The organism is Streptomyces sp. ICC4 (genome assembly GCF_003287915.1).
GTDB lineage: Bacteria > Actinomycetota > Actinomycetes > Streptomycetales > Streptomycetaceae > Streptomyces > Streptomyces tritrimontium.
Genome location: NZ_CP030286.1, coordinates 7,412,863 through 7,438,419, shown reverse-complemented (window position 1 = coordinate 7,438,419; position 25,557 = coordinate 7,412,863). Strand labels below are relative to the sequence as shown.

Sequence of the window (25,557 nt, the reverse complement as noted above, 5' to 3'; positions counted from 1 at the left end):
GGGAAGGGGGCGGTGGGCGTCTACCGGCGGGGTGTTGCCGGGCTGGTGTCCCGGCCGGGGTGCGCGGGAACGGGAACGGCGGCCGGCCGGGACTGACTGCGCCGGAAGGCCGTGTGGATGTCGAGGACGGCCTGGCCGTGCAGGGCCCATTCGTCCAGGTAGTGCCAGGCCTCGGCGTTCCGCTCGGCGAGCGGAACGCCGTACTCCTCGACCCCGGGCCGTACAGACTCCGGCAGGGTGGCGCGCAACTTGAGCCACTCGCTCTGCAGGGCACTGATCCGTTCCTGGGCGGTGCGGAGGGCGCCGATCTGCCAGGCCCAGCGCTGGTGGAGGCTCCGCTTCGGAAGCTTCTGCAGCTGGACCTCGGCTGTGGCGACTAGGCCGCCGGCACCGGAGCGGATCCGATTGAAGGACCGCCACGTGTCGGCGTCGCGCTGGGCTTGGCGAAACCCGTAGGCCCTCTCGTCGTGCGGCCAGCCGTCGGGGTCGCTGTGCTTGTCGGAGTAGGTGTCCCAGGCAGCGAGGATCTGCTCCGCCTCGCGGAGGTAGAGGGCGAGCTGGCCCAGGAGGAGTTGGTGCCCGGCGTGGGGGTCGGGATTTGTCACGGGTCCTTCGGGGATGGGGAGTTCGTGGCCGGCGGCTACCGGGCGGGCCTGGGCGATGAGGCGGTGGGAAGTGCGGGCGCGGCCACGGCGGTGGTCGTGAGGCGCGGCTTGGGCCGGTGGCGGCGGGCCTCCGCCAGGCGCTTCTTGTGTGCGCCGACGACCTCGGAGCCGATCGCGAACTCCGGGCCCTGCGTCAGGTGGGCACTGTCGTTGATCTTGAATCGGGCGCGCAGTACCGGCGTGGGGTTGGAGATCGCCTCGGCGACGGCGGCCAGCAGGTGAGCGGGGGTCGCCGCGTCGAGGTGGGCCCGCCAGATGCGTTGCTCCGGGCCGTACTGACCGAAGTGGTGGGCGGCCTCGATCTCCCAGCCCATGACGCCCAGGGAGGGCGAGACGTACAGCTCCACCTGGACGATGGCGTCGGGCGAGGTCAGCCTCTGCGAGCCGGTCTCGGACGTGGTGTGTTCCCAGCCGCGGCCGGTGAGGACGTCGATCACGGAGGGGGCTGGTTCTTCGGGCTCGGGCCGGATGAGTGCGTCGGTCAGGCCGGCCACGATCTCCGCGGGGGTGTCGCCGTTGAACGTGGCGGACCAGAAGCCGGACCCGTAGTTGTTGTCGATGCGCCACCAGCGGTGAAAGCTGCTGGGCGTCGGCGTGAGGTCGAGCCGGAAGGCGTAGTCGGGGCTGGTCATCCGAATCGCCGGGTGCAGCGGGTCGGAGTCCAGACTCCATCCGCGGGCCCGCAGGGCGTGGGTGACGTGGCGGGGGTCTCCTGCGTCGGCGAGGTAGCGCGGGGTGATGGCCGAGCCGAGGTTCTCGTGGTCGTGGGCGAAGGCGGCGAGCTGCCGGTCGGTGATGGACAGAGGGGACGGCTCCTTGAAGACCGGTCGGGGTGGCGCTGTCAGCGCCGGGGCCCGGCGGCGATGGGCGCCGCCGGGGCCGAGCTGGGGATTGGCTGGGTCGTGAGGGCGGTACGCCGGTTGCGTACGGCGGCGGCACGGGCTTGGGCCAGGCGCGCGGCGTGCTGCTTCGCGAGGTCGTTGCCCTGGCGGCCACCGGGTTTCTGGGTGACGAGGTGGCTGTGCGGGACGTCGAACTCGGCCCGTGCGACCGGCGCGGGATCGACCAGTGCGGTGGCAAACGCGGCGGCAAGGTGTGGGGCGTTTCCGAGGTGGGCCTCCCACACCGTTTCCTGCCCGCCGAGGCTGTCGGGGAGCAGGGCGCAGGCGATGAAGCCGGTGTTCCAGCTGGTCGTCCTGTTCCACCGACGGAGTTGCATGATGCCGTCGGGGTGTTCGGCGAGCTCGTGGCCGCGCTCGTCCCTGGTGTAACTCCAGCCCGCCGCTGTGAGGGTGGACCACACGTCGGGGGCGGTCTGGGGTATGGGCGCGAGGAGGGCGTCGGTGAATCCGGCGAGGATCTCGACCGGGGTGTTCCCGCCGAACTGGGCATACCAGTTCTCGGTGTCGCTGGTGCAGCTGATCCGCCACCATTTGGAGTACGACTCGTTCTCCGGTTCCAGGGCCAGGGCGTAACGCTGGTCGGGGCTGGCCAGGATCACGTGCGGGTAGTCCGGGTCGGAGTGGTTGGACCACCCTGCTGCACGCAGAGCTTGGGTGATGTGGCGGGGGTCGCCGCGACCCGCGAGGTGGCGGGGGCTGGTCTCGAACCAGATCCGGCTGTGCGGTTCGTCGGCGCGGGTGTGGATGAAGGGCCGCTGGCTCAGGACGTCGCTCCCGGCGTGTCGTCGATGACAGTGTCCAGACGGCGGACCTCCCAGTGCAGCGAGTACCACTGCATGATCTCGGTGGCCGCTTCGCGGAGGGTGGCGACCACCGAGCTGACCTCCTCGCTGTACGGGTCGGCGTCGGTGGCGATGGCTCGGGCGGATGCGCGCAGGACGTCGGACAGGAGCATCGGGATGCCGAGGTCTTCGTCGACAAGCGGTATCAGCAGCGTCAGGACCTCGTCGGTGGGCGGCTCGGACCGCAGGTGGTCCCTGAGCTCCAGGAGGATGTCGACGGCCTGGTCGATCTTCTCCGGAAGGGGGGCATTGGAGAGTGCCGTCATGGGGTTCCTCGGTGGTCGTGGTGTGGGCCGGGCGGTCAGCGGCGGGACTTGCTTGCGCCGGCTGACGTGTAGGGGCTGGCGGGAGTGCGCTGGCGGGGGCGGGCGGCGCTCCAGGAGTTGCGGGCCCAGGTGGCGGCGCGGGCGGCGGTGATCCGGGCCTGCTGCCAGCCTCCGAGTTCGGAGGGGCGTACGGACACCGAAGTGGTGCGGATCCACTTCGTTGCGGGGACCTCGCCGCGTTGGCGCAGGACCGGAGTCGGGTCCGACAGAGCGGCCGAGAAGCCCTGGACGAGGTGCATCGGCGTCGTCGGGGTGAAGACCGCGTCCCAGGCCCGGCCGTGCTCGGTGCGGGCCCCGGCCCACCAGTGCGCCTGGCCGGGTTCGCTCTGGTGGAACTGCAGCCAGGCATTACGGTCCGGCGACACGGCGGTGAAGTGCTGCCCGCGTTCGGTCTCCCACCCGTTCTCCTCCAGCGGAGCCCACACGTTTGGGGCATGGGCCGAGCGGGACTTGGTCAGGGTGTCGGTGAAGCCCGCGACGATCTCGATCGGCACGGCCATGGTGAACGTGGCGTGCCAGGCCGGCTGCTGCCCCACAGCCTTTCCGGAGATGGTCCAGCCACCGGGCATCGCCGTCGGGTCGAAGCCGACCCGCACCGTGCGGTCGGGGCTGTCGAAGGCGATTGGGCCGCCGGTGCGGGAGATGTCCTTCCAGCCGGAGGCGCGCAGGTACTCGGCGACGAAGCGGAGATCGCCTCCGCCTCCGAGGTGGCGGGGCTCGACCAGGTAGTGCTGCTGCGGCTGGTCGGCGGTCGGCCCCCAGCCTGTCCAGGTCTTCTTCACCGGTGCCTCCTGGCGACGAGAGCCGAGGCTGTGGCCGGAATCGGGGTGCTTGCCGGGGCTTGAGCGAGTCGGCGGAGGTCTTCCGTGTGGTCGTCGAGGTCGAGGCCGATGTCGTGGAGCTCATTCGCGGCCCGGCCGAGGGCGAGCCATGCCTCGGGCGGCAGTACTCCGGCGGTCGCCCGGTCCTGGGCGAAACGCGATCCGGTGACCATCAAGGTGGTCAGCTGTCCGAGGATGCCGTCTTCGTGGTCAAGGACCTGGCTGAGGGTCCGGGCTGCCTGGCGGGGCGGAGCCGTGACCAGGTGTTCGTTGAGCAGTGCGATCTGCTGTGCGATGTGCCGGGTCAGGGCGTCTGGGTCGTGGATGGTCATGCTCCTCCTGGTCTCTCGGCGGTGGTGCCTGTACGCCGGGACTCGTCCAGCACTCCGAACGGGCCAGTGGCGAGCGGGTTGTGTCGGCCGACTGAGCCGGCGGTCACTGTGCGGAGGTAGCGGCGTAGCAGGAAGACGGCCAGGCGTGGGCCTGTCTCGTATTCACATCTCCGGGCCCGACCTCACCCACCCCGCCGCCGTCGGCCCCGCTGCTCCCCGTCCTGCGGGCGGAGTGCGCCGACTGCTTCGCCCTGTGCTGCGTCGCCCTGCCCTTCGCCAAGTCCACCGACTTCGCCGTGAACAAGCCCGCCGGCACCCCCTGCAAGAACCTCCGGCAGGACTTCCGCTGCGGCATCCACACCCGGCTGCGCGACTCCGGCTTCCCGGGCTGCACCGTCTTCGACTGCTTCGGCGCGGGCCAGCAGGTCTCACAGGTCACCTTCGAAGGCCGCGACTGGCGCGCCCACCCCGGCACGGCCGGCGCGATGTTCGAGGTCTTCCCGTTGATGCGGCAGCTGCACGAGCTCCTCTTCTACCTCTCCGAGGCCCTCGCCCTCACCGAGGCCCTGCCCCTCCCGGCGGCCCGCCCGGTCCACACGGACCTGCGCACCGCGCTGGCCACCACCGCCCGATGGACCGAAGCGGCCCCGCGGGCCCTCGCGGACTTCGACATCAACCCCCTGCGCCAGGAGGTCAACACCCTCCTGCTGAAGACCAGCGAACTCGTACGGGCCAAGGTGGCGGGCCGCAAGAAGAACCACCGCGGCGCCGACCTGATGGGCGCCCGCCTCTCCGGCGCGGACCTGCGCGGCGCCAACCTGCGCGGCGCCTACCTCATCGCCGCCGACCTCAGCGGCGCGGACCTGCGCACGGCCGACCTGATCGGCGCGGACCTCCGCGACACCGACCTGCGGGACGCCGACCTGCGCGAGGCCCTCTTCCTCACCCAGGCCCAACTGGGCGCGGCCCGGGGCAACCCCGCGACCCGCCTCCCGGACTCCCTCACGCACCCCGCGCACTGGCTCCCGTAACGCTCCGCCCGAGCAGGGCCAGTACACCCCCACACCCACAGGACGGCGCTCACAGAACGGCGCTCGCCGGAGAGATGTGCGCCCCTCGCGCATCCACCCGCCGCCCACCTGACGTGACGCTGGGCAACGCACCCCATACGGTGAGCCACGCAACCGGAAGATGATCGTCATCGGACGGCTCCCTGGAGGTTTCCCATGCGACGACGAGCGACCACGCCCCTCAGCACTCGCGGCACCCTCGGCACCCTCGCGGCCGCCGCCGCCCTCGTCCTCGGCGCCGGTGGCGCCGCGCACGCGTCCTCGGGCGATCTGGTCATCAACGGCCGCGCGATCCACGAGCCGTCCGGCTGCATCGCGCACAACGGCCCCGCCGCGGTCGCGAACCACACCGACAACCCGGTCTTCATCACCAGCGGCCGCTGGTGCAGCGGGGCGATCATCGGAGTCATCCACCCCGGCGACACCCGCTTCGCCCCGTTCACCTCGAACATCTACGTCCCGTAACCACACCCCGTCCGCCCGTCAGCCCGTCAGCCCGTCAGCCCGTCCGCCCGTCAGCCCGTCCGCCCGTCAGCCCGTCCGCCCGTCCGCCCGTCAGCCCACCCGGACACCCGGACACCCGGACACCCCGCTGGTGCCGCGCCCGGCTCGTGCCCCGGGCGCGGCACCGGCGGGGAGGCCGGCCGTCACGGCTTGACGACGGCCTGCCAGCCGAGCGGGCAGAGGACGCCCATGGCCGAGTAGTCGCAGAAGATCTCCGAGACGTCCCCGCCCGTCGTCAGCACCTTCACGTACGCCCGGTAGTTGGTGTACGTGATGGACACTCCGCACGCGTCCCTCGGGTAGCCGGGGTTGGCCCGCGTGGTCAGGTCCCTCCAGACGTACGCCCCGACCATCGCCCCGGCCACGGTCCGCCGGCCGATGTACACCCGCCCCCGGCTCAGCGCCGCACTGAGCTCCTGGTCACCCATCGCCTTGATCGAGTCCAGGTCGGCGCACGGCCCGGTCGGACCCCGCTCCCCCTTGAGCCCCCGGTCACCCTTCGGACCCCGGTCACCCTTGGGCCCCTTCGGCCCCGGACACCCACCGCCGGGCGCCGCCGCCTTCGACCTCAGGCCCTCGTCCCCGGAGGGCTTCGCACACGTACCACCGCCGGCAGCCGACGCCTCCGGGACCGAGGCACCCGTGAGCACGAGCGCCAGCGGCAGCGCGAGCCCGCCGGCCAGCCAGGCCGCCCGCCGCCCCGCCTTGGTGAAGTAACCCATCTGTCGCCCACTCCTCACGTCGTCGTACCGAACGACGTGGAGCATCCCCCGCAACCCCCCACCCGGGTGGAACGACTGACGGAATGTCGGACATATGTCAGCGGAACGGTCGAACGACACGCACTCCCGTTGCGCCGAACGGCGGCCCCTCGGCAGGCACCCCGTACGGCGAGACGACAATCATTGCCCGCGGTCACCCCTCGTGATACACAGAGTGACCATACGTTCTTTCCCCCACACGCCGCCCGAGCCCAGGTCAGGGCATACGAGCGGAACCCGGCGCGACAGATCGGGTAAAGAGAGCCGCGAAGTCGACATACGACGGCGGTTTCATCAGCGAAGATAGTGCGTGACCCCTGCCGTCCGGGCGAGGGCAACCGGAACTACCCATACAGGGGCGGTGAGTTACATGATCCTGGCAGCTGAAAAAGGCGACATCACCACCATCATCGGCGGAATCGCCCCGAACTGGGGGCCGTTCGGCAGTCTCGGCAATGAAGCGAAGATCATGGTCGAGGTGGTCATGGCCGTCGCGATCCTGCTCTGCCTGGGCATCGCCATCTGGGGCGCGGCCAAACAGCGCATCGGCGCGACCGCACTGCGCGACACCTTCAGCGCGGAACAGGGCAAGGGCCTCATCGTGGCCGGCCTGACGGGCGTCTTCATCATCGGCTCCCTGGGCACCCTCTTCACCATCGTGTACGGAATGGCCGTCTAGCCAGAGCCCTGATGAGGACCCAGCACGCCGCGCCTGCGCGGATACCAGCGCTACCGTCGTACGACGCGGAGGGGGCGACACCGAATGAGCAGCGACGACCAGTACGGTGGCAGCGGCGCGGGCCACGGCGAGGTCGGCGGCACGGGCCAGACCCGTACCCGCTTCCCGGAATCCGCCTCGGACCCGTACGGCACCCCCCGCCGCACCCCCCGCGCCTCGCGCGGCCTGATCACGGTCGTCGGCGTGGTGGTCCTCCTGATCGCGGCCATCGCCTTCGCGAACCAGTCCCACTCCCCCACGTCCCCTCCCACCACCTCGAACAAGGCCCCGTCGACCGACCCGACAGCCGTAACGGGCGTCCCTCCGGTGGGGAGCAAAGCGTCCGGGGTGCCCTCCGGCTTCCCTCAGGACCAGCAAGGCGCCCAGTCGGCGGCGACCAACTACGCCGTGGCGCTGGGCTCTGACGGCATGTTCAATACGCCGCGCAGACACGCCATCGTCGATGCCGTCGCAGACGAGAGCACCCGGGCGAAGCTCCAGAGCGGATTCGACGCCGACTACTCCGCCGGGCTCCTCTCCCAGATCGGTCTGACCAAGGACGGCTTGGCGCCTACGGGTTCCACGTTCGTCAACCGGACCGTGCCGGCCGGCGCCAAGGTCAAGGGCTTCTCCGGCGGGACCGCCGCGGTCGACGTCTGGTGCATCGGCATGTTCGGCCTGACCGGTGAAAAGTCCACGCGCCCCGTGACCAGCGGCTGGTTCACCATCTCCCTGACCCTCAAGTGGAACGGGTCCGACTGGAAGATCGTCGAGACCGCACAGGCCGACGGTCCCACCCCGGTCACCGGGGACAACCCCGTATCCACCTCCGACGAGATCGGCCGCGCCGTCACCGAATTCGGAGGCTTCACCTATGCCCGGTAGCCGCAGGCTCTCACTCCGCGGCATCGGTGCCACGGCAGCAGCCGTTCAGACCACGGTCATCCTCCTCGCCACCCGCGCGGTGGCCGCGCCGACACCAACGCCGTCACCCTCACCGAGTGCGAGCAAGGACCCCTGCGCGCTGATCGCCGGCCCGGCCCGGGAATACTGCGAACGAGGCGAAAGCACCACCCAACCCCCCCGCACGGGCCTCGCCCCCAGCGACCCCACGGACGCCCTCAACCCCCTCTCCTCCCTCGCCAAGGGCTGCGCCGACGCCGCGGCCTGGATCGTCGGCGAACTCAGCAAAGCGGTCAACGGCACCGCCAACGTCGACTTCACCAACGGCGCCTTCCTCAAGCAGTACGCCATCGTCTTCGCCGCCTCCACCATCCTCACCCTCGTCCTCTGGCTCTTCGCCGTCGCCAAACGAGCCATCCGCGGCGTCCCCTTCGCCACCGCCATGTCCGAAGCCATCGGCTTCCTCTGGCTCACCGTCATCGCCTCCGCCTTCACCCCCCTCGTCCTCTACACCGTCGTCTCCGCCACCGACGGCGTCACCGAGGTCATCGCCTCCGCCACCGGCGGCCAGACCGACGTCTTCTTCGGCTCCTTCGCCGAAGCCCTCAAAAAGGGCGACGACATCGGCGGCGGCCCGATCATGCTGATCGTCGTCGCCCTCGTCACCGTCCTCGCCGCCGGCATCCTCTGCCTCGAGCTCGTGATCCGCGCCGCGCTCCTGTACGTCGGCGCCCTGCTCGGCACCGTCGTCTACGCCGGCCTCGTCGACCGCAACCTCTGGGGCCACGTCCGCCGCTGGGCGGGCATCATGATCGCCGTCATCCTCGTGAAGCCGGTCATCGTCATCGTCCTCGGCCTCGCCGGAGCCCTCGCGGGCGACAAGGGCCCCAACGCCTTCTCCGCCGTCGTCTCCGGCCTCGCGATCATCCTGCTGGCGATCTTCGCCTCCGCGATGATCTACCGCTTCGTACCCGGCTTCGGCGACGAGATCGCCTCCGCCCGCACCAACCGCAGCAAGGCCACCGACGGCGCCCAGGCAGCCGCCGTCATCAGCTCCCCCGCCTCCCTCGTCTCCCAGGGCATCAAAACCCACAGCAGCCGCGGCGGCGGTGGCGGCGGCGCCCACCGCGCGAGCGGCGGCGGCGACGCCAACCAGATCTCCGGAGGCATGGCCGCGCACAGCAGCCGCGGCTCCGGCGGCGGAAACGGCGGCGCCGGCCCGGCCGCCGCACCCCCGCCCCGTACGGGCTCCAGCACGAGGAACACAGGAGGTGACGGGCGGTGACGACCCAGTCCCACCAGCTCCACCCGGTCGCGCCCCGCCGCACGTATCTCATCGGCCGGGCCCGGCCGAACGCGATCGTCGGCAAGAACCGCGAGACCGGCGAGATCGCCCTGATCATCGCCGGCGCGTTCCTCGGCATGATGAGCGGACTGCTCGTCCCCTCCCTCACCCTGCGCATCGTCTCCCTCGCCGGCTTCCCCATGCTCGCCCTCACCGCCGTCTACGTCCCCTACCGCGGCCGCACCTTCTACCGCTGGTTCGAGATCAACCGCAGCTTCAAGCGCACCCTGCGCCGCGGCACGACGTTCCGCTCGGGTGCCATGGAAGCCGGCATCCGCGCCGCCGACGGCCGCGAGGTCGAGGTCGGCCCGCCCCCCGGCATCGGCCGCATCAACTGGCTCGCCGCACCCTTCGGCCCCGACGAGATCGCCGTCCTGCTCCACGCCGACCGCAGAACCGTCACCGCCGCCATCGAGATCGAGGGCCCCGGCGTCGGCCTGCGCGACAGCGAGGACCAGGAAGCCCTCGTGGACCGCTTCGGCACGCTCCTCAAGCACGTGGCCAACGGCGACGGCTTCGTCACCCGCCTCCAGATGCTCGTACGCACCCTGCCCGCCGACCCGGAGGCCCACGACAAGGACGTCGCCGCCCGCGGCAACACCAACGCCCCCGTCTGGCTGCGCGATTCGTACGACCAGCTCCAGTCGATGGTGTCCACCTCCTCCGAGCAGCACCGCGCGTACCTCGTCGCCTGCATCCACTTCACGCGCGAACTCGCCGCCGAGGCCCACACGATCGCCCGCGCCGGCACCCCCCACAAGGGCCGCAAGCTCGACCGCGACGCCGGCCTCGCCATCGTCATGGCCCGCGAGCTCACCGACATCTGCGCCCGCCTCGCCGAAGCCGACATCCGCGTCCGCCAGCCGCTGGGCCAGGGCCGCCTCGCCTCCCTCGTGCACTCCATGTACGACCCCGACCACCCCATCGACCACATCCAGGCCATGACCAAGCGCAACGCCTGGCCCGCCGAACTGGACGCCGTCGAACCGACCTACCTCCAGGCCAAGACCCGCGAGTCCTCCACCCGCGCCCCCTGGTGCCACGCCACCGCCTGGGTGAAGGAATGGCCGATGACCCCGGTCGGCGTGAACTTCCTCGCCCCGCTCCTCGTCCACACCCCCGACGTGATCCGCACGGTCGCCGTCACCATGGACCTCGAGCCCACCGAGATCGCCATCGAGCGGATGCTCACGGAGAAGACCAACGACGAGGCCGACGCCAGCCGCGCCGCGAAGATGAACCGCACCGTCGACCCCCGCGACATCGCCGCCCACGGCCGGCTCGACCAGCGGGGCGAAGACCTCGCGAGCGGCGCGGCGGGAGTCAACCTGGTCGGCTACATCACGGTCTCCTCCCGCTCCCCCGAAGCCCTCGCCCGCGACAAGCGCACCATCCGTGCCTCGGCGGGCAAGTCGTACCTGAAGCTCGAATGGTGTGACCGCGAGCACCACCGCGCCTTCGTCAACACCTTGCCGTTCGCCACCGGCATCCGACGCTAGCTGGAGGGAATGGCCGCCCATGCGAGATCCCATGTCCGCCCTGACGGACGCCTTCACCAGCTTCCTGTTCGGCAAGGTCGAGACCACCAGACTCCCCGTCCGCACCTCCACGGGCCAGGCCCAGGCGGTCTACCTGCCCACCGCCGCCCCCGGACTCGGCGACTCCGGGGTGATCATCGGCCGTGAGGTCTACAGCGGCAAGGGCTACATCTACGACCCCTTCCAGCTGTACGGCCAGCAGCTGCCGGCCCCCCACTGGCTGGTCCTGGGCGAGTCGGGCAACGGCAAATCAGCCCTGGAAAAGACCTACGTCCTGCGCCAACTGCGCTTCAGGGACCGCCAGGTCGTCGTGCTCGACGCCCAGGGCGAGGACGGCGTCGGCGAATGGAACCTCATCGCCCAGCAGCTGGGAATAACCCCCATCCGCCTGGACCCCATCGCCGCCAACGACGACGGGATCCGCCTCAACCCCCTCGACCCGGCGATCACCGCGACCGGTCAGCTCGCGCTGCTCCGGACCATCATCGAAGTCGCCATGGGCCACGGCCTGGACGAACGCTCGGGTTTCGCCCTGAAGGTCGCCCACGCCTACGTCGTCGACACGATCCGCGACCGCCAGCCGGTCCTGATGGACATCGTCGAACAACTCCGCCACCCGGAAGCCGAATCGGCGCTCGCCATGAACGTGGCCATAGACGACGTCCGCGCCTGGGGCCTGGACGTCGCGCTCGTCATCGACCGCCTCGTCGACGGCGACCTGCGCGGCATGTTCGACGGCCCGACCACCGTCGGCATCGACCTCGACGCCCCGCTGATCGTCTTCGACCTCTCGCACATCGACCGCAACTCCATCGCCATGCCGATCCTGATGGCGATCGTCGGCGTCTGGCTGGAACACACCTGGATCCGCCCGGACCGCAAGAAGCGCATCTTCCTCGTCGAAGAGGCCTGGCACATCATCAACAGCCCCTTCGTGGCCCAGCTGTTCCAGCGCCTCCTCAAGTTCGGCCGCCGCCTCGGCCTGTCCTTCGTGGCCGTCGTCCACCACCTCTCGGACGTGGTCGACGGCGCGGCGGCCCGCGAAGCGGCAGCGATCCTCAAAATGGCCTCGACCCGCACGATCTACGCCCAGAAGGCGGACGAGGCCCGCGCCACGGGCCGGGTCCTCGGCCTCCCCCGCTGGGCGGTGGAAATCATCCCGACCCTGACCCCGGGCATCGCGGTCTGGGACGTGAACGGCAACGTCCAGGTCGTGAAACACCTGATCACCGAGGCCGAACGCCCGCTCGTCTACACGGACCGCGCGATGACCGAGTCCTCGGTCCAGCACCGCCTGCCCGACGACCTCCTCGCCGCCGAACTGGAAACCGAGGAACGTGCCCTCCTGATGGAACGCCACCGCAACGGCGGTGGCTCGGCGACAACGGTGGCCTGACATGCCCGACCACACGGACCGCCGTCCCCAGGGCGGCATCCCGGACGGCCTCCTGGTCGGCCTCCTGGCCTTCCTCCTCGGCCTGGCCGTCCTCATCTGGACGGCCACCGGCCTGGCGGCCCTCTTCACCAAGGGCGCCTGGCCGGACACGGTCACCTTCACGCGCACCCCGACCGCGGTCCGCTCGCTGATAGCCCAACCCCAGGACATCGCGGCGGCCTGGCCCGACACCGCCCCCTCGGCCCTCTCGAACTGGGGCCTGTTCTGGGGCCTCTTCATCAGCCAACTCCTGGTCCTGCTGGTCCTCACGATCTTCCTCTTGGGCGTGGTGGCCCGCACCAAATCCCGCCGCACCCACCCACCCACCCCAGCCCCGCCGGCGTTTGAGGCGCGGGGCCCAGAGCAGAGCCCCGACCCGGCGCCCGGCACGGCACCTCGCCGCGTTGTCGGACCACCGAAGTACGTCCAGTACAAGCGGCGGCCCTCCGCCCGGGGGCCCCTCCCAGCGGTAGCTGGGGGAGATGCACCGCACCGGACACCGCGACCCGGCAAACCTTCCCGGCCACAGCACTAGGCAGTCTCAGGCGTCAGGCTCCGGGCTCCGGGGCGACGGGCGGGAGCGGGTCGCCCGCGGGCGACTTTCCCCACCGGTTGAACGGGAGCCGGCCGAGGACGACCGCCATGCCGCAGGTGTTGCTGAGGGCGGAGAAGACCAGGCCGCCCGCGATCCCCGCGGACAGCAGCTGGAAGGCCGGGTGGACGAGGAGCCCGAGGAGCAGGCCCAGCAGCACGACGGCGCCCGCGGTGAACCTGACCTGGCGCTCCATGGCCCACACGCTCCGCGAGCGGCCCTCGGGGTAGACGAGCGGGTGCCCGGAGGCCACCCAGGCGGTGGTGCCGCCGGCGAGGGCCGAGGCGTCGATGCCGTGGGACGCCAGCGTGGCGACCGCGTTGTCCGCCCGCGCGCCGGAGGCGCAGACCACCAGCAGGGGTCCGCGCGCGGAGGCCTGCCGGAGCTCCGGCAGCGCCCCCGCGATCCGGTCGAGGGGGACGTTGGCGGAGTCCGGCAGGTGGCCGGACGCGAACTCGCCCGGAGTACGGACGTCGACGACGGTCAGCTCGGGGAGGCGGGGGAACGCCTCGCCCACGCTCAGGGCGGCGGAAACACTCATGGCGGATCGTGGTCCTTGGCAGAGGGGGGCCCGGGCGGAAGACCGGAGGCACGTGCCGGGGATCCTAGGCGCGGCGGCGCCCCCGCGGCGGCCGCCCGGCACGACTGCCACAAGGTTGCCACGTTGCGGCAACAACGGCCGCGGGCGACCGCGGGCGACCCCGGGCGGCTGCCGCCGGACGTCCCGCCCGCCGCCCGGCGGGGCCCCTCACGGGCCGACGGGGCCGGGGAACACCGGATCCGGGATCGAGCGGCGCAGCACCGGCGCGATCTCGGACTGGAACAGTTCCAGGGAGGCACGGTGCTCCGCCTCGGTGAGCCCGCCGGGCTCGGCCTGCAGGTGCAGCACCGTGTGGCCGAGCTCCTCGTGGTACCGGTGCACCTTCTCGATCACCTGCTGCGGGCTGCCGATCAGGGCCGAACTCCGCTCGACGAAGTCCTCCAGGGTCCTGAAGACCGGTTCCAGGCCCTGCGCCGCGTGGGCGGCGAGGTACCGCCTGAACGCCGGCCGGTACGCGGCCACCGCCTGCTGCGAGGTGGGCGCCGTGTGGAAGCCCGCGGTGCCCGCGCCCACCACCGCGTGCGCCGGATCGTGGCCGTGGTGCTCCCAGCGTTCGCGGTAGTGGCGGACCAGCTCGGCGTACGGACCGATCGGGTGGGTCACGTTCGCCGAGAAGAGCGGGTCGCCGTGGCGCGCCGCGAGCTCGACGGAGTCCCGGCTCGTGGCGCTGCCGTGCCAGACCCGCAGGCTCCGCTGGTACGGCCTGGGCAGCACCTCGGCGGCGGTCAGCGCGGGCCGGAAGCGCGGCCGGGCCGTCACCTTGTCCTCGTGCCAGATCCGCCGGAGCGGGGACCACGGGCGGCGAGGACGACAGGAACGGCCGCTCGTGGCGCTCGCCGACGCCGAAGCCGTCGAAGCCGAGCTCCTCCGCCAGCACCGCGGCCGAGACGACCTGCCGGAACCGCTCGCGGGTGGGCACCGGGGCCCCGGTCGCCGGGTCCGTGCCGTCGGTGATCAGGGTGATGGCCAGGAACTTCACGACCGGCCCCCGCCCTCGCCGCCGGGGGCCCGCAGGGCCGTGAAGGAGGGCCTGCGGCGCACGGCGAAGCCGATCGACTCGTAGAGCCGGATCGCGTCCGCATTGCTCGCGGCCGTGTGCAGGAACGGTACGTCTCCCCGCTCCCGGATGCCCGCGGCCACGGCCCGCACCAGGCGCGTGGCCAGGCCCCTGCCGCGGTGGCCGGGATGGGTGCACACCGCGCTGATCTCCGTCCAGCCGGGCGGGCGCAGCCGCTCGCCGGCCATCGCCACCAGCCGGCCCCGGTGGCGGATGCCGAGGTAGGTGCCCAGCTCGACGGTGCGGGGCAGGAACGGCCCCGGCTTCGTCAGCTCGATCAGCTCCAGCACCTCGGGCACGTCGTCCGGTCCGAGCCGCACGGCCTCGGGCGCCGGCTCGGCGCGCAGCGACACGTCGACCAGCTGGACGCCCCCGACCGAGCCGAGGACCTCCCAGCCGTCGGGCGGGGTCAGCACCCCGGCGAGCGAGACGACCCCGCCCGCACCGGTCAGGGAGCGCAGCGCGTCCCAGGACCTGGGGTCGTCGGGATCGGCGATGGCGGAGAACGGCGCGACGTCCGGGGCGTAGCGGGCCGCGTGGCCGCTGGCCCGCTCGGCGAAGGCCGCGTGCGGGCCGGACAGCGAGGCCCAGGCCGGGTTGTCGAGGACGTGCGGGGTCACCGACGCCGTCGTGGTGGTGCTCATGGGGGCGGAACCCTCCTTTCCGTTGGCGGCCCGGGCCGGATGCGGCCCGCGGGCTCAGGAGTTGGTGACGGGCAGCCCGGGCGGGTTGACCTCCGAGGTGGTCACGGCCTCGTTGGACAGGTTCCACGCGGTGAGGAGCTGCGCGTACCGGCCGTTCTTGGCCAGGTGGTTGATGGCCTCGGCCACCGGCTTGGCCAGCCCGCTGTCCTTCTTGGCCGTCGCGGCGATGAGCCCCTGGAGGGTTTCACCGGCACCGGAGAACGAACCGGCGTTGCGCGTGGGCGCGTTGCCGCCGGCGGTCTGGGTGACGTGGTACGCGATCGAGGGGTTGGGGCCGAAGTTCAGGTCGATCTTCTTGCCGCTCAGCGCCAGGTAGACGCTGTTGGCGTCCGGGAAGTACTTGACCGTGATGTCCTTGCCCTCGGCCTGGAGCTTCTTCTGCCACTCCAGGAGGATCTTCTCCTGGTTGGTGCCCTTGCTGACGGACACCGTCTTGCCCGCGAGGTTGCGGTGGTCGCCGGCGAAGTTCCAGGTGCTCTCCTTCAGCGCCTCGAAGGCCAGGTTGTCCTGCCGGTAGGAGGCGAAGTCGTACTTCTTCTTGCGCTCCTCGGTGACGGTGACGTTGGAGAAGGCCACGTCCACCTTGCCGCTGTCGATGCCGACGAAGAGGTTCTCCCAGGTGGAGTTCTTCACCACGGGCTTGAGGCCCAGGGTCGCGGCAACGAGGCGGCCGAGGTCGGGCTCCGCGCCCGTGAGGGTCTTCTGGTCGGTGCCGACGTAGGCGAGGGGCGGGAAGCCGGCGGGCAGGGCGCCGACCCCGATGACCAGCTCACCGCGTTCGCGCACGGCCTCGGGGAGCTGCGCGCGCAGGGACTCGACGACCGGGACGGACAGTTCGGCCTGCTGGGCGGCCCCGTTGGAGACGGCTCCGACGGTCACCTTGTCCGACGCGGTGCCGGAGGCCTTCGCGTCACCGCCGCACGCGGTGAGTCCGGCGGCGAGGGCCGCGGTGGCGGTCGCGGCGCCGAGGCCGCGGACGAGTCTGGTGCGCAGGGTGGTGGACTGGCTTCGCATGGCGTTCCTTCGAGGGTGTCCGCTGATGCGGGGGAGTGGTGGAATGGAATGTCGTGGAGGGTGGGTCGGGCGGTCAGAGCACCTTGCTGAGGAACTCCCGGGTCCGCGGGTGCGCGGGGTGGTCCAGCACCTGCGCGGGCGGCCCCTGTTCGACGATGCGGCCCTCGTGGAGGAAGACCACCTCGTCGGCCACCTCGCGGGCGAAGCCGATCTCGTGGGTCACGATCACCAGGGTGGTGCCCCCGGTGGCCAGGTCCTTGATCACCGACAGCACCTCGCCCACCAGCTCGGGGTCGAGGGCGGAGGTGGGCTCGTCGAAGAGGATGACTCCGGGCCGCAGCGCCAGGGCCCGGGCGATGGCCACCCGCTGCTGCTGCCCGCCGGACAACTGCCTCGGGTAGGCGCCGGCGCGGTCGCCGAGCCCGACGCGCCCCAGCAGCTCGCGCGCCAGGGCCTGTGCCCGAGGCCGGGTCAGCCTGCCGGTCGCCACGGGGGCGGCGGCGACGTTGTCCAGCACGGTCAGGTGCGGGAAGAGGTTGAAGTTCTGGAACACGAAGCCGATCCGACCGCGCTGGGCGAGGATCGCCCGTTCCCCCAGCTCCTTGAGCCGGCCCCCGTGCCGCTGCACGCCGATCAGCTCGCCGCCGATGCTGACGTGGCCGGCCTCGGGCTTCTCCAGGTGGTTGAGGACCCGCAGCAGGGTGGACTTGCCGGAGCCCGAGCGGCCCAGGACCACGGTGACCGTGCCGGGCGCGACGGTCAGGCTCACCCCGTCGAGGACCCGCCGGCCGCCGAACCACTTGTGCACGTCGTGCACTTCGATGGCGGCGGGCGGCGCGGCCGCGGTGTCGAGGGCACTGACGGTCCCCGTCATCGGGCCGTCTCCTTCCGGAAGCGGATCCGCAGGTCGAGCAGGCCCGCGCGGGCCCGCTGGAGGGGAGTGGGCGGCACGGTGCGCAGCGCCCCGCGGGCGTAGTGCCGCTCGACGTAGAACTGCACGACGGAGACCAGGCTGGTGAGGATCACGTACCAGACGGTCGCCACCAGCAGCAGCGGCACCACGTCGCCGGGGTAGGTGCTGCCCAGGCTCTGCACCGAGCCGAACAGGTCGAGCAGCGAGACGTAGAAGACCAGCGAGGTGGCCTTGAGCAGGCCGATCAGCTGGTTGACGTAGGAGGGCACGATCGAGCGCAGCGCCTGCGGGAACACGATCCGCGCGAACTGGTACCGCTTGGGCAGGCCCAGGGCCGCGGCCGCCTCGTGCTGGCCCTGGTCGACCGAGAGCACGCCGGCCCGGACGATCTCCGCCGCGTACGCCGCCTCGCTCAGGCTCAGCCCGACCACCGCGACGACGATGTCGGTGGCGAGCCGCGACTCGTCGAAGGTCAGGAAGGCGGGCCCGAACGGCACCCCGATGCTGAGGGTGGGGTAGAGGGCGCTGAGGTTGTAGAGGAAGAGCAGGACGACGATCAGCGGTACGGAGCGGAAGAGCCAGATGTAGGTCCAGCTCGCCGACCGCAGCACCGGGCTGCCCGAAAGCCTGCCGAGGGCGAGCAGGACGCCGCCGGCCAGGCCCAGGACCGCGCTGTACGCGGCCACCTGGAGCGTGATGAGCAGCCCGTCCAGGATGACCGGGCGCACGAACCAGTAGGCGAACCGGTCCCATTGGTAGAAGGGGTTGGTCGTCAGCCCGTGGGCGGCCTGGGCGGCCAGCACCAGGACGACGATGCCGGCGGCCCAGCGCCCGGGCCGGCGGAGCGGGAGGACCCGCTCCGCGGGCCCGGGCGGCCCGGAACGGGCGGCGGGCGCGGAGAGGAGCAGTGATTCGGTCAAGGGACACTCCAGCGGCTTCGACGAAAGCGCGGAATCGAAAAGCAGCCGTCATGCCGGACGGAGAGGCCGCAGATGTCTTTGTCTGCGGCGTAAGCTAGGCAGCCCGGAGAAGAGGTGTCAACGGCCTCGATATCGGCACGCGGGAAATCGTGTTCCGATTTCATCCGCCGTACACACAACGCCTCTTGGTGAAATGAAACGGGTGCTCAGCGGCCGCCGGACGCGGTCACCGCGTGCAGTCTGCCGCGCAGGCCGGCCAGTTGGACGCGCAGCCGCTGCAGCGGGGTGGGCGGCAGGCCGCGGGAGGTGCCGCGGGCGTAGTACCGCTCGACGTGGTACTGGGCCGCGCTCAGCACCGTGGTGACGGCGATGTACCAGAGGGTGGCCGCCATCAGCAGCGGGATGACCTGGTAGTTCTGGTTGTAGACCAACTGCACCGAGTACAGCAGGTCGTGCACGGCCAGCACGCTGACGATGCTCGTGCCCTTGAGCGTGCCGATCAGCATGTTGCCGGCGGTGGGCACGATGGAGCGCATCGCCTGGGGCACCACGATCCGGCGCAGCGTGCGCCGCCTGCTCAGGCCGAGCGCCTGCGCGGCCTCGGTCTGGCCGGGGTCCACGGAGAGGATGCCGCCGCGCACGACCTCGGCGGCGTAGGCGCTCTCGTGCAGGGTCAGGCCGATGACGGCGGTGAGGGTCGGCCCGAGCAGGTTCACCGTCTTGACGGTGAGGAACTCGGGGCCGTACGGGATGCCGAGGCCGAGCGTGGGGTACAGCGCGCCGATGTTGAACCAGAACAGCAGCTGGACCAGCAGCGGCGTGGACCGGAAGATCCACACGTAGCCCCAGCTCAGAGTGGACAGCACCGGGTTGGCCGACAGCCGCATCACCGCCAGCAGGGTGCCGAGCAGGAAGCCGAACACCATCACCACGCCGGTCAGCCACAGGGTCAGCAGCAGCCCGTCGAGCACGGCGGAGGTGGTGAAGTACCGGCCCACCACGCCCCATTGGAAGGCATCGTTGCGGACGACGGAGTCCACCGCCATCCCGAAGACCAGGAGCGCGGCGGCGGCGGACACGCGGCGGCCGAGCCGCCGCCGGGGCACGATCGGCGGCGCGATCGGCGGCGGGGTCGGAGACGTCGGAGACTTCGGAAGGGATGGCCATGGCGGGGCTTTCCGGGGAAGGGGCGCGGACGGGGGCGACTGCCCGGCGGTGCCACGCGCGGGGCGCGCGGCACGGGCACCGCGTCGGTGCGGTGCTGCCGGAAATCGGTACTCGTCCCGTCACGCCCGCCGCGTCCCTCAACGCGGCCGGAGAGGCCCCCGCGCACGGCGGAGCCGGTCCTGCGGCGATCGTACGCGCGGACGGCGCGGCCCTGTCAACCGTGCCCGGCCGGCCCGGCCGGGACGCGTCCGGCATCCGATCCGTTGCTTGACGAAGAGCGGCATGTGCTGTTCAAGTCGTCGCATGAACGCCCATCAGCGCCTGGTCTCGCGCGACTACATCGACTTCGGTCGGGTGTGGTCCGCGGCCTGTTGCGCCTGACGCGGCAGCGGGCTGTCTGACCGGCCCTCCCCTCCCTCGGTGACCCCGTAGCGGGCCGAGCCCCCTCCCTTCGCACCGCCGTCGCGCGGGCCGTGACCCGCTCCGGGACGCGCTGCCCCGGGCCCGGCCGTGCGCCGGCGCCGCACTGCACCTCACCGCGCCTCATGAAGCCCCGTCCCGCCCCGTCCCGCCTCGTCACGCCCTTTTTCGCGCCGCGCACCACTTCTTTCGCCGTGCCCGTACGCCGCCTCGCACGCATTCGCCTGATGAATTCCGGATTCCCGCCGTACGGGCGGCGGTTCACCCTGCCCGCATTCGATTCGCCGCACGTTCACGAAAGGCCACCGCCATGCCCGTGGAATTCCTCGGCATAGCCGCCACCAACGACGGCTCCGAAACCACCGCACGCTCCGGAGCCTCCTTCGACAAGGAGTACATGCTCCGGCTCGCCCGGGCGCACGAGGACCACGGCTGGGACCGGGTGCTGTTCGCCTACGGCTCCGGATCCCCGGACCCCGCGCCGGCGGCCGCGTACATCGCGAGCCGACTGGACCGCCTCCAGATCCTGCTGGCCCACCGGCCCAACGTCTCGTACCCCACCTTCGCCGCCAAGACCTTCGCGACCCTCGACCGGATCAGCGAGGGCCGGCTGGCCGTGCACTTCATCACCGGCGGCAACGACCACGAACAGGGACGCGAGGGCGACACCCTGACCAAGGACGAGCGCTACGCCCGCACCCGCGAGTACATCCGGATCGTCAAGAAGATCTGGACCACCCGCGAGCCCTTCGACCACGAGGGAGCGCACTACCGCTTCCACGATTTCGTCAGCGACGTCTTCCCCGTCCAACAGCCGCGCCCGAACGTGTCGTTCGGCGGTTCATCGCCCGCCGCGTACGCCGCCGGAGGAGCGGAGGCCGACATCTACTGCCTGTGGGGCGAGCCGCTGGAGAAGACGGCCCAGCAGATCGAGTCCGTGAAGGCCGCCGCGCGGGCCGCGGGCCGCACCGACGTGCCGCGCATCCAGGTCGCCTTCCGCCCGATCATCGCCCCGACCGAGGAGCTCGCCTGGGAGAAGGCCCACCGCACGGTGGGCGCGATCAAGGAGCGCCGGCGCACCGCCCCCGTACGGCGCCACCAGGGCGGGGTCCTGGAATCCCCGGCGCCGCAGAACACCGGTTCACAGCGGCTGATCGCCATCGCCGAGGCGGGGGAGCGCTACGACCGCGCGCTGTGGACCCCGACCGCCGCCGCCACCGGGGGCGCGGGCAACTCCAACGCGCTGGTCGGCACACCGGAGACCGTCGCCCAGGCGCTGCTGGACTACCACGACCTCGGCGTGGACATCCTCTCGGCCCGCGGCTACGACCTGCTGGGCGACGCCGTCGACTTCGGCCGCCACGTGATCCCGCTCGTCCGCGAGGAGGTCGCCAAGCGTGACGCCGCGCGTGACGCCGCGAGCGCGCCGGGCCCCGCCCGCCAGAGCCTCACGGCGGTACGCGGGTGACCTCCGCACCGGCGGTGTCAGGGGCAGGGGCGGCTCAGCGCGAAAGCGACGGCACTTCCTACCAGGGGAACCGGCCGCACAGCCAGTTGCCCGGTTCCGCCGGGTCGTCGCTCATCCAGAACTGCCGCCACAGCAGGGCGAACTCCTCACGGCTGAGGTGCCCGTCGCCGTTCAGGTCGAGCAGTTCGAAGACGCCCACCATGTCCGCGGGCTGTCCGTTCCAGGTCTCGACGAGCCGGAGGTGTTCCTCCGGGGAGATGCGGCCGTCGCCGTTGGAGTCCACGGCGGCGAACACGGTGTCGGCGGTCGCGGTGACCTCCGCGACCATCGCGGGCAGCCTGTCGACGAGGGAGAGCAGCTCGCCCATGTCGACGGCCCCGTCCCCGTTCGCGTCCCCCGCTTCGAGGAGTGCCGCCCACCAGCCCATCAGCAGCGCCTCCACCCGCACGCGCAGCTCGGTCCCGGGACCCACTCCCGGCAGCCGGCTCCAGCGGTCGACGAGTGCCGTGAAGTCCTCCTCGCGCAGGTAGCCGTCGCCGTCCGCGTCGAACGCGGCGAACATCCCCCTGAGCTTGCGCTCCTGAAACGCGCTGGCCATGACCGGCCTCCCTCGTGACGGAACCGAACCACCAACCACCAACCACCAACCACCAACCACCAACCACCAACCACGACCAGGCACAGCCGACTTGCCCGGCCAGTGGCGGACAGCGCGTAACTATAGGTCGGGGCGCGCCCCCGCCCCCACGGGCACATGTGGACGAACCGTCACCCCCGCCCGGCCGACCGGCGCACGAGGTTCAGAGGCCGCCTTCAGCCTTCAGCGCAGACCGAGCAGCATCACGTCGAGGACGTCCGCCCCCTCGCCCCGTGGCCGCGCCTCGCCGATCTTGAGGTAACCCCACGCCCGGTAGGCGGCGGACGCCACCTCGCTCGCCGGGTTGACGTTCAGCAGCACCCGCTCGGCTCCGATGCCGTCGAGCAGCGTCTCGTGCAGACGCCGCGCGACACCCTGTCCGCGCCACGGTCCGCGCACGGCGAGTTCCATGAGCCCGAAGGTGCGGTGCCCGTCCTCGCGCCGCACGTCGTCGGGCACGGGCCCGGTCAGCTCGTCCCACCACACCGTGTCGGGCGCGAGCGGAAAGCCGTACGCCATGCCGATCGGCTCGCCGCCCTCGGTCCGGGCCAAGGCCGCGCGAAAGGCGCGCTTGCGCGCCTGTACGGGGAAGCGGCGGAAGGCGGCGGCGACGTCGTCCGCGGTCTCGTCGTACGGAGGCTCCGCGAACGCTTCGGCGTAGATCAGCTCGAACGCGTCCCGGGCCTGCACGGCGGTCGCTCCGTCCATGCTCTCCATCGTGATGATCCCCCGCCGCGGGGCGTGGGGGTGGCTCGTGTGAACGCGCGGCTCTGGCATCTCCGCAGGCTGCCACAGCCCCCGGGGCGGAGTCGCACGATTATCCGCCGCAGCTGCAGCGGCAGTTCTCGCGAGGGTCGGATGCGGGGTCGGGCCGGCGCCGGAGTACGAGCAGGGCCACCGCGATCTTCACGCCGGTCGAGATCGTCAGGGCCTGGAGGAACGGCATGCCCATGAGCCACAGGGCCACCGTCATGACCGTGAGCACCAAGAACGCCGGTACCAGATGGGTCCGCCTGATCGCGGTCCGCAGGTGTCCGGCTCGGCTCGGATGGCGATCCACCGTACCGCCCGGGCGTGCGGTGACGCCTTCCTCCTCGGCTTGCGGCATTGGCTGCTGCCCTTCGCTCGCGCTCGTCCCCGACAGCGAGTCTCGGGTGCGCCCGGGCCGGCTGCCACTGCTGCCGCTCGTCCCCGCCGCCATCCGAGGTACAGGTTCACCTCACCGGGCCAGGCACGCGCCGTCCCCGGAGCCGGTCGGTTTCCTTCCGGTGGAGATTTCGTGAAACGTCGGGCGCCGGGTCCACAAGGGGCGGAGCGTACCGAGCACGGCCCGGACGAAACGGGTCAACGGCATCGGATCACCAGGAGATGCGGATGAAGCGATTCACGAAGCGGTTACGCAAGCCACAGGTGTGGGGCGTCGGTGTGATGGCGCTGCTCCTCGGTCTGATTGCTTCCCCCACCGCCCAGGCGGCGCCGGCCGCGGCCCCCGCCGCCGCGGAGTGCACGGGCAGCTGGGACGGCCGCACCTATTGGGCCAAGAGTCCGGCGGGGCGCAACGGGGGCGGCTACGCACGTACCTACTGGAACGGTTCGACCAAGCAGAACTGCGTGAAGTTCTGGTCCAGCCCCTACGACGGCCTCGCCTCGCGCATCACCCTGGTGCTCCTCGACGAGGGCGGCGACTACTCCATCGACCCGCCGAAGGAGCACCCGGCCAACTACCACTACTTCGCCGGGCCGCTGAACACCTGGTTCGACTCGACGGGCCAATGCATCAGGGTGAGCGGCTCGCTGGTCCGGGGCGGAGTGACCTACAGCCTCGACACCGGGCCGATCCGCTGCGGCTGATCCGCGGGCGGCAGCTCGATCCGGGCGGTGAGTCCGCCGCCCGGGTTCGCCGTGGCGGTGACCGTGCCGTGGTGGGCCGTGACGATCGACTGGACGATCGCGAGGCCGAGCCCGTGTCCCGTGCGGTCGCTGCTGACCCGGGACCGGGCCCGGTAGAAGGGCTCGAAGAGCCGGTCCACGATGTCCTCGTCCACCTGCGGGCCGGTGTTGTCGACCTCGACCACCACGCCCTCCTCCCGGTGGACGGCCAGCTGCACTGAGCCCCCGGCGACGTTGTGGGTGAGGGCGTTGTCGAGCAGGTTCAGCAGCAGCTGCCGCAGCAGCGTGGCGCTTCCGGTGACCTCGCAGCCCGCCTCGATCTCCGTGTCGAGACGGATGTCGTACGCGGCCGCCCGCTCGACCCGTTCGGCGACGACCCGGACCGCGAGCGCGGCGAGGTCCACCGGAGCGGGGTCGAAGGGTGCCGTCCGGTCCGCGGTGGCCAGGTCGAGCAAGGCCCGTACGACGTGGATGTTGCGCTCGTTGGTCTCCCACAGCATCGGGACCAGTTCCGCGAACTCCTCGCCCGTGGGGTCATCGCCCGCGACCTGGAGCAGGGTCCGGGTGGTGGCCAGCGGGGTGAGCAGCTCGTGCGAGGCGTTCGCGGCGAACCGCTGGTGCGCGGCGAAGGACTCCTCCAGGCGGGCCAGCATGCCGTCGAAGGTGTCGGCCAGCTGCTTGAGCTCGTCCGCGGGCCCCTCGGCGTTGATGCGGTCCCGCAGATTGCCGTTCGCGGCCCGTGCCGCGGCCTCGCTGATGGTGTGCAGCGGGGCGAGCAGGCGTTTGGAGAGGATCCAGCCGGCGCCGAGTCCGAGGGCCATCACCAGGAGCACCCCGCCGACGGAGAAGGTGAGGACGGTGGACCACACCTCCTCCTTCGTGGTGATGTCCGCCGGGGTGCCGGTTTTCAGGCCATCGGCTTTCAGGAGATCGGCTTTCTGGCCATCGGTCTGCCGGCCATCGGCTTTCTGGCCCTCGGTGGGCGTCGGGCAGGCGATGTCCCCCGGGCCGGTGAGGGGCGTGGCCCCGGGCGGGGTGCAGGCCCGCGGCGGCACGGAACCGGCGGGGACCTCCACCGTGCGGGTGAGGTCGTAGGTCGGGACGAAGCGCATGCCGACGTAGATGATCGTGACCATGAGCGCGCCGCACACGCCGAGCGCGCCCGCGAAACCGAGGAAGAGCCGGCCGTGGATGCTCAGCGACCGCCGTCCGGGCTCGCGCGCCGGCGGCCGCCTCACTCGGTGCCCAGGTAGTAGCCGGAGCTGATCGCGGTGTGCACCAGCTGCGGTTCGCCGAGCTTCTTGCGCAGGGTGTGCACGACGAGCCGGGCCGCGTTGGTGAGGGGGTCGGTGTGTGCGTCCCAGGCCTTGTCGAGGAGGTACTGGGCGCTGAGCACACCGCCCTCGGCGCGCATCAGCAGTTCCAGTACGGCCAGTTCCTTGCGGGTGAGCCGGATCTCGGTGCCCGCGCGCGTGACCCGCTGGCGGTGGGTGTCGAATTCGATGTCGGCGAAGGCGAGGACCGGCGCGTGCACCATCGGGCTGCGCCGGTACAGGGCCCTGAGCCGGGCGACCAGTTCGGGAAAGTCGAAAGGCTTGGCGAGGTAGTCGTCGGCGCCCAGCCCCAGGCCCTCGACCTTGTCGCCGAGGCGCCCGGCGGCGGTCAGCATCAGCACCCGGCACCCGAGCCGCATCGCGACGATCCGGCGGCACACCTCGTCCCCGTGGACCCCGGGCAGATCACGGTCGAGGACCACGGCGTCGTAGTCGTAGACGGCCACCCGCTCCAGGGCCGTCGCCCCGTCGTGCACCACGTCCACCGCGATGGCCTCCCGGCGCAGGCCCATCTCCAGGGCCCGTGCCATGTACTGCTCGTCCTCCACCACCAGCACGCGCACGCGCGACAACCTTTTCTTTTCATTAATTCACCGGGGCATTTCCCGTGCTCCGCCACCGGTATCGACCTCGTACCGGATCCGTCTTATCAAACGGCACATTTGATCCGTGTATGAA

26 protein-coding genes and 3 pseudogenes are annotated in these 25,557 nt (G+C 71.5%); 10 read left to right on the top strand and 19 right to left on the bottom strand.

What is annotated here, in order from left to right:
* Window positions 1-20: 20 nt before the first annotated feature.
* From DRB89_RS43925 to DRB89_RS34940, 6 genes are all read right to left on the bottom strand, one after another.
* A complete protein-coding gene (locus tag DRB89_RS43925; protein ID WP_204357901.1) occupies window positions 21-605 on the bottom strand; it encodes a hypothetical protein in 585 nt (194 codons plus the stop codon).
* A gap of 35 nt (window positions 606-640) precedes the next feature.
* A complete protein-coding gene (locus DRB89_RS34960) occupies window positions 641-1,297 on the bottom strand; it encodes a DUF317 domain-containing protein (RefSeq protein WP_112452151.1) in 657 nt (218 codons plus the stop codon).
* Between the two features lie 209 nt (window positions 1,298-1,506).
* The gene (locus DRB89_RS34955; protein WP_239516493.1) at window positions 1,507-2,166 is read right to left on the bottom strand and encodes a DUF317 domain-containing protein; all 660 of its coding nucleotides are present in this window, start codon (window positions 2,164-2,166) and stop codon (window positions 1,507-1,509) included.
* A 161-nt stretch (window positions 2,167-2,327) separates the two neighbouring features.
* On the bottom strand, window positions 2,328-2,675 hold the full coding sequence (locus DRB89_RS34950; protein WP_112452150.1) for a hypothetical protein: 348 nt from the start codon (window positions 2,673-2,675) through the stop codon (window positions 2,328-2,330).
* A gap of 35 nt (window positions 2,676-2,710) precedes the next feature.
* Window positions 2,711-3,517 carry a DUF317 domain-containing protein gene (locus DRB89_RS34945; protein WP_112452149.1) on the bottom strand — a complete coding sequence of 269 codons (807 nt, stop codon included), beginning with the start codon at window positions 3,515-3,517 and terminating at the stop codon, window positions 2,711-2,713.
* Entirely contained in the window at window positions 3,514-3,888 is a 375-nt protein-coding gene (locus DRB89_RS34940) for a hypothetical protein (RefSeq protein ID WP_112452148.1), read from the bottom strand. Before DRB89_RS34940 ends, DRB89_RS34945 begins: the two co-directional genes overlap by 4 nt.
* A 209-nt stretch (window positions 3,889-4,097) precedes the next feature.
* Here DRB89_RS34940 and DRB89_RS34935 point away from each other — a divergent pair, with 209 nt between their 5' ends.
* Both DRB89_RS34935 and DRB89_RS34930 read left to right on the top strand, forming a co-directional pair.
* Window positions 4,098-4,919: a pentapeptide repeat-containing protein gene (locus tag DRB89_RS34935; protein WP_112463574.1), complete on the top strand. Its 822-nt coding sequence runs from the start codon at window positions 4,098-4,100 to the stop codon at window positions 4,917-4,919.
* Between the two features lie 195 nt (window positions 4,920-5,114).
* Window positions 5,115-5,423, top strand: coding sequence for a hypothetical protein (locus tag DRB89_RS34930; RefSeq protein WP_112452161.1), 309 nt, complete (start codon window positions 5,115-5,117; stop codon window positions 5,421-5,423).
* 182 nt (window positions 5,424-5,605) lie between these two features.
* Here DRB89_RS34930 and DRB89_RS34925 read toward each other — a convergent pair whose 3' ends face one another.
* Window positions 5,606-6,184, bottom strand: coding sequence for a hypothetical protein (locus DRB89_RS34925; protein WP_112452162.1), 579 nt, complete (start codon window positions 6,182-6,184; stop codon window positions 5,606-5,608).
* A gap of 409 nt (window positions 6,185-6,593) precedes the next feature.
* On the opposite strand from DRB89_RS34925, the gene DRB89_RS34920 reads away from it, so the two are divergent.
* From DRB89_RS34920 to DRB89_RS45255, 6 genes and pseudogenes are all read left to right on the top strand, one after another.
* Entirely contained in the window at window positions 6,594-6,902 is a 309-nt protein-coding gene (locus tag DRB89_RS34920) for a hypothetical protein (RefSeq protein WP_112452163.1), read from the top strand.
* Window positions 6,903-6,986: 84 nt separating this feature from the next.
* The gene (locus DRB89_RS34915; RefSeq protein WP_112452164.1) at window positions 6,987-7,826 is read left to right on the top strand and encodes a hypothetical protein; all 840 of its coding nucleotides are present in this window, start codon (window positions 6,987-6,989) and stop codon (window positions 7,824-7,826) included.
* Complete coding sequence (locus tag DRB89_RS34910) at window positions 7,816-9,129, top strand: hypothetical protein (RefSeq protein WP_112452165.1); 1,314 nt, start codon at window positions 7,816-7,818, stop codon at window positions 9,127-9,129. Before DRB89_RS34915 ends, DRB89_RS34910 begins: the two co-directional genes overlap by 11 nt.
* Entirely contained in the window at window positions 9,126-10,688 is a 1,563-nt protein-coding gene (locus DRB89_RS34905; RefSeq protein WP_112452166.1) for an SCO6880 family protein, read from the top strand. The genes DRB89_RS34910 and DRB89_RS34905 overlap by 4 nt, the downstream gene beginning before the upstream one ends.
* Window positions 10,689-10,707: 19 nt before the next feature.
* The gene (locus DRB89_RS34900; protein WP_112452167.1) at window positions 10,708-12,123 is read left to right on the top strand and encodes an ATP-binding protein; all 1,416 of its coding nucleotides are present in this window, start codon (window positions 10,708-10,710) and stop codon (window positions 12,121-12,123) included.
* 1 nt (window position 12,124) lies between these two features.
* A pseudogene (locus DRB89_RS45255) lies at window positions 12,125-12,475 on the top strand (type VI secretion protein); the annotation flags it as partial.
* 235 nt (window positions 12,476-12,710) lie between these two features.
* Here DRB89_RS45255 and DRB89_RS34890 read toward each other — a convergent pair.
* From DRB89_RS34890 to DRB89_RS34860, 7 genes and pseudogenes are all read right to left on the bottom strand, one after another.
* The gene (locus tag DRB89_RS34890) at window positions 12,711-13,295 is read right to left on the bottom strand and encodes a rhodanese-like domain-containing protein (protein ID WP_112452396.1); all 585 of its coding nucleotides are present in this window, start codon (window positions 13,293-13,295) and stop codon (window positions 12,711-12,713) included.
* Window positions 13,296-13,502: 207 nt separating this feature from the next.
* Window positions 13,503-14,334, bottom strand: a pseudogene (locus DRB89_RS34885) (LLM class flavin-dependent oxidoreductase).
* The gene (locus tag DRB89_RS34880; protein ID WP_112452395.1) at window positions 14,331-15,056 is read right to left on the bottom strand and encodes a GNAT family N-acetyltransferase; all 726 of its coding nucleotides are present in this window, start codon (window positions 15,054-15,056) and stop codon (window positions 14,331-14,333) included. Before DRB89_RS34880 ends, DRB89_RS34885 begins: the two are co-directional and overlap by 4 nt.
* A 54-nt stretch (window positions 15,057-15,110) precedes the next feature.
* Window positions 15,111-16,130, bottom strand: a complete 1,020-nt coding sequence (locus DRB89_RS34875; RefSeq protein ID WP_112452394.1) for a transporter substrate-binding domain-containing protein — start codon at window positions 16,128-16,130, stop codon at window positions 15,111-15,113.
* A 73-nt stretch (window positions 16,131-16,203) separates the two neighbouring features.
* Window positions 16,204-17,004 (bottom strand): amino acid ABC transporter ATP-binding protein, encoded by an 801-nt coding sequence (locus DRB89_RS34870; RefSeq protein ID WP_112452393.1) that lies wholly within the window; start codon window positions 17,002-17,004, stop codon window positions 16,204-16,206.
* Window positions 17,001-17,963 carry an amino acid ABC transporter permease gene (locus tag DRB89_RS34865; protein WP_239516492.1) on the bottom strand — a complete coding sequence of 321 codons (963 nt, stop codon included), beginning with the start codon at window positions 17,961-17,963 and terminating at the stop codon, window positions 17,001-17,003. Before DRB89_RS34865 ends, DRB89_RS34870 begins: the two co-directional genes overlap by 4 nt.
* Window positions 17,964-18,169: 206 nt before the next feature.
* Window positions 18,170-19,078, bottom strand: a pseudogene (locus tag DRB89_RS34860) (amino acid ABC transporter permease); the annotation flags it as partial.
* Between the two features lie 782 nt (window positions 19,079-19,860).
* Here DRB89_RS34860 and DRB89_RS34855 point away from each other — a divergent pair.
* Window positions 19,861-21,018 (top strand): LLM class flavin-dependent oxidoreductase, encoded by a 1,158-nt coding sequence (locus tag DRB89_RS34855; protein ID WP_112453041.1) that lies wholly within the window; start codon window positions 19,861-19,863, stop codon window positions 21,016-21,018.
* A gap of 58 nt (window positions 21,019-21,076) precedes the next feature.
* On the opposite strand, the gene DRB89_RS34850 is transcribed toward DRB89_RS34855, so the two are convergent.
* The 3 genes from DRB89_RS34850 to DRB89_RS43345 form a co-directional block, all read right to left on the bottom strand.
* The gene (locus DRB89_RS34850; RefSeq protein ID WP_112448987.1) at window positions 21,077-21,616 is read right to left on the bottom strand and encodes an EF-hand domain-containing protein; all 540 of its coding nucleotides are present in this window, start codon (window positions 21,614-21,616) and stop codon (window positions 21,077-21,079) included.
* Window positions 21,617-21,838: 222 nt separating this feature from the next.
* On the bottom strand, window positions 21,839-22,363 hold the full coding sequence (locus tag DRB89_RS34845) for a GNAT family N-acetyltransferase (protein WP_112453438.1): 525 nt from the start codon (window positions 22,361-22,363) through the stop codon (window positions 21,839-21,841).
* Between the two features lie 109 nt (window positions 22,364-22,472).
* A complete protein-coding gene (locus DRB89_RS43345; protein ID WP_162688850.1) occupies window positions 22,473-22,628 on the bottom strand; it encodes a hypothetical protein in 156 nt (51 codons plus the stop codon).
* 401 nt (window positions 22,629-23,029) lie between these two features.
* On the opposite strand from DRB89_RS43345, the gene DRB89_RS34835 reads away from it, so the two are divergent.
* Window positions 23,030-23,506, top strand: coding sequence for a hypothetical protein (locus tag DRB89_RS34835; RefSeq protein WP_239516490.1), 477 nt, complete (start codon window positions 23,030-23,032; stop codon window positions 23,504-23,506).
* Here the strand turns inward: DRB89_RS34835 and DRB89_RS34830 are convergent.
* Together DRB89_RS34830 and DRB89_RS34825 are read right to left on the bottom strand one after the other, a co-directional pair.
* Window positions 23,470-24,783, bottom strand: a complete 1,314-nt coding sequence (locus tag DRB89_RS34830; RefSeq protein ID WP_112448985.1) for a HAMP domain-containing sensor histidine kinase — start codon at window positions 24,781-24,783, stop codon at window positions 23,470-23,472. The genes DRB89_RS34835 and DRB89_RS34830 overlap by 37 nt on opposite strands.
* A complete protein-coding gene (locus DRB89_RS34825) occupies window positions 24,780-25,442 on the bottom strand; it encodes a response regulator transcription factor (protein WP_112448984.1) in 663 nt (220 codons plus the stop codon). Before DRB89_RS34825 ends, DRB89_RS34830 begins: the two co-directional genes overlap by 4 nt.
* Between the last annotated feature and the right edge of the window lie 115 nt (window positions 25,443-25,557).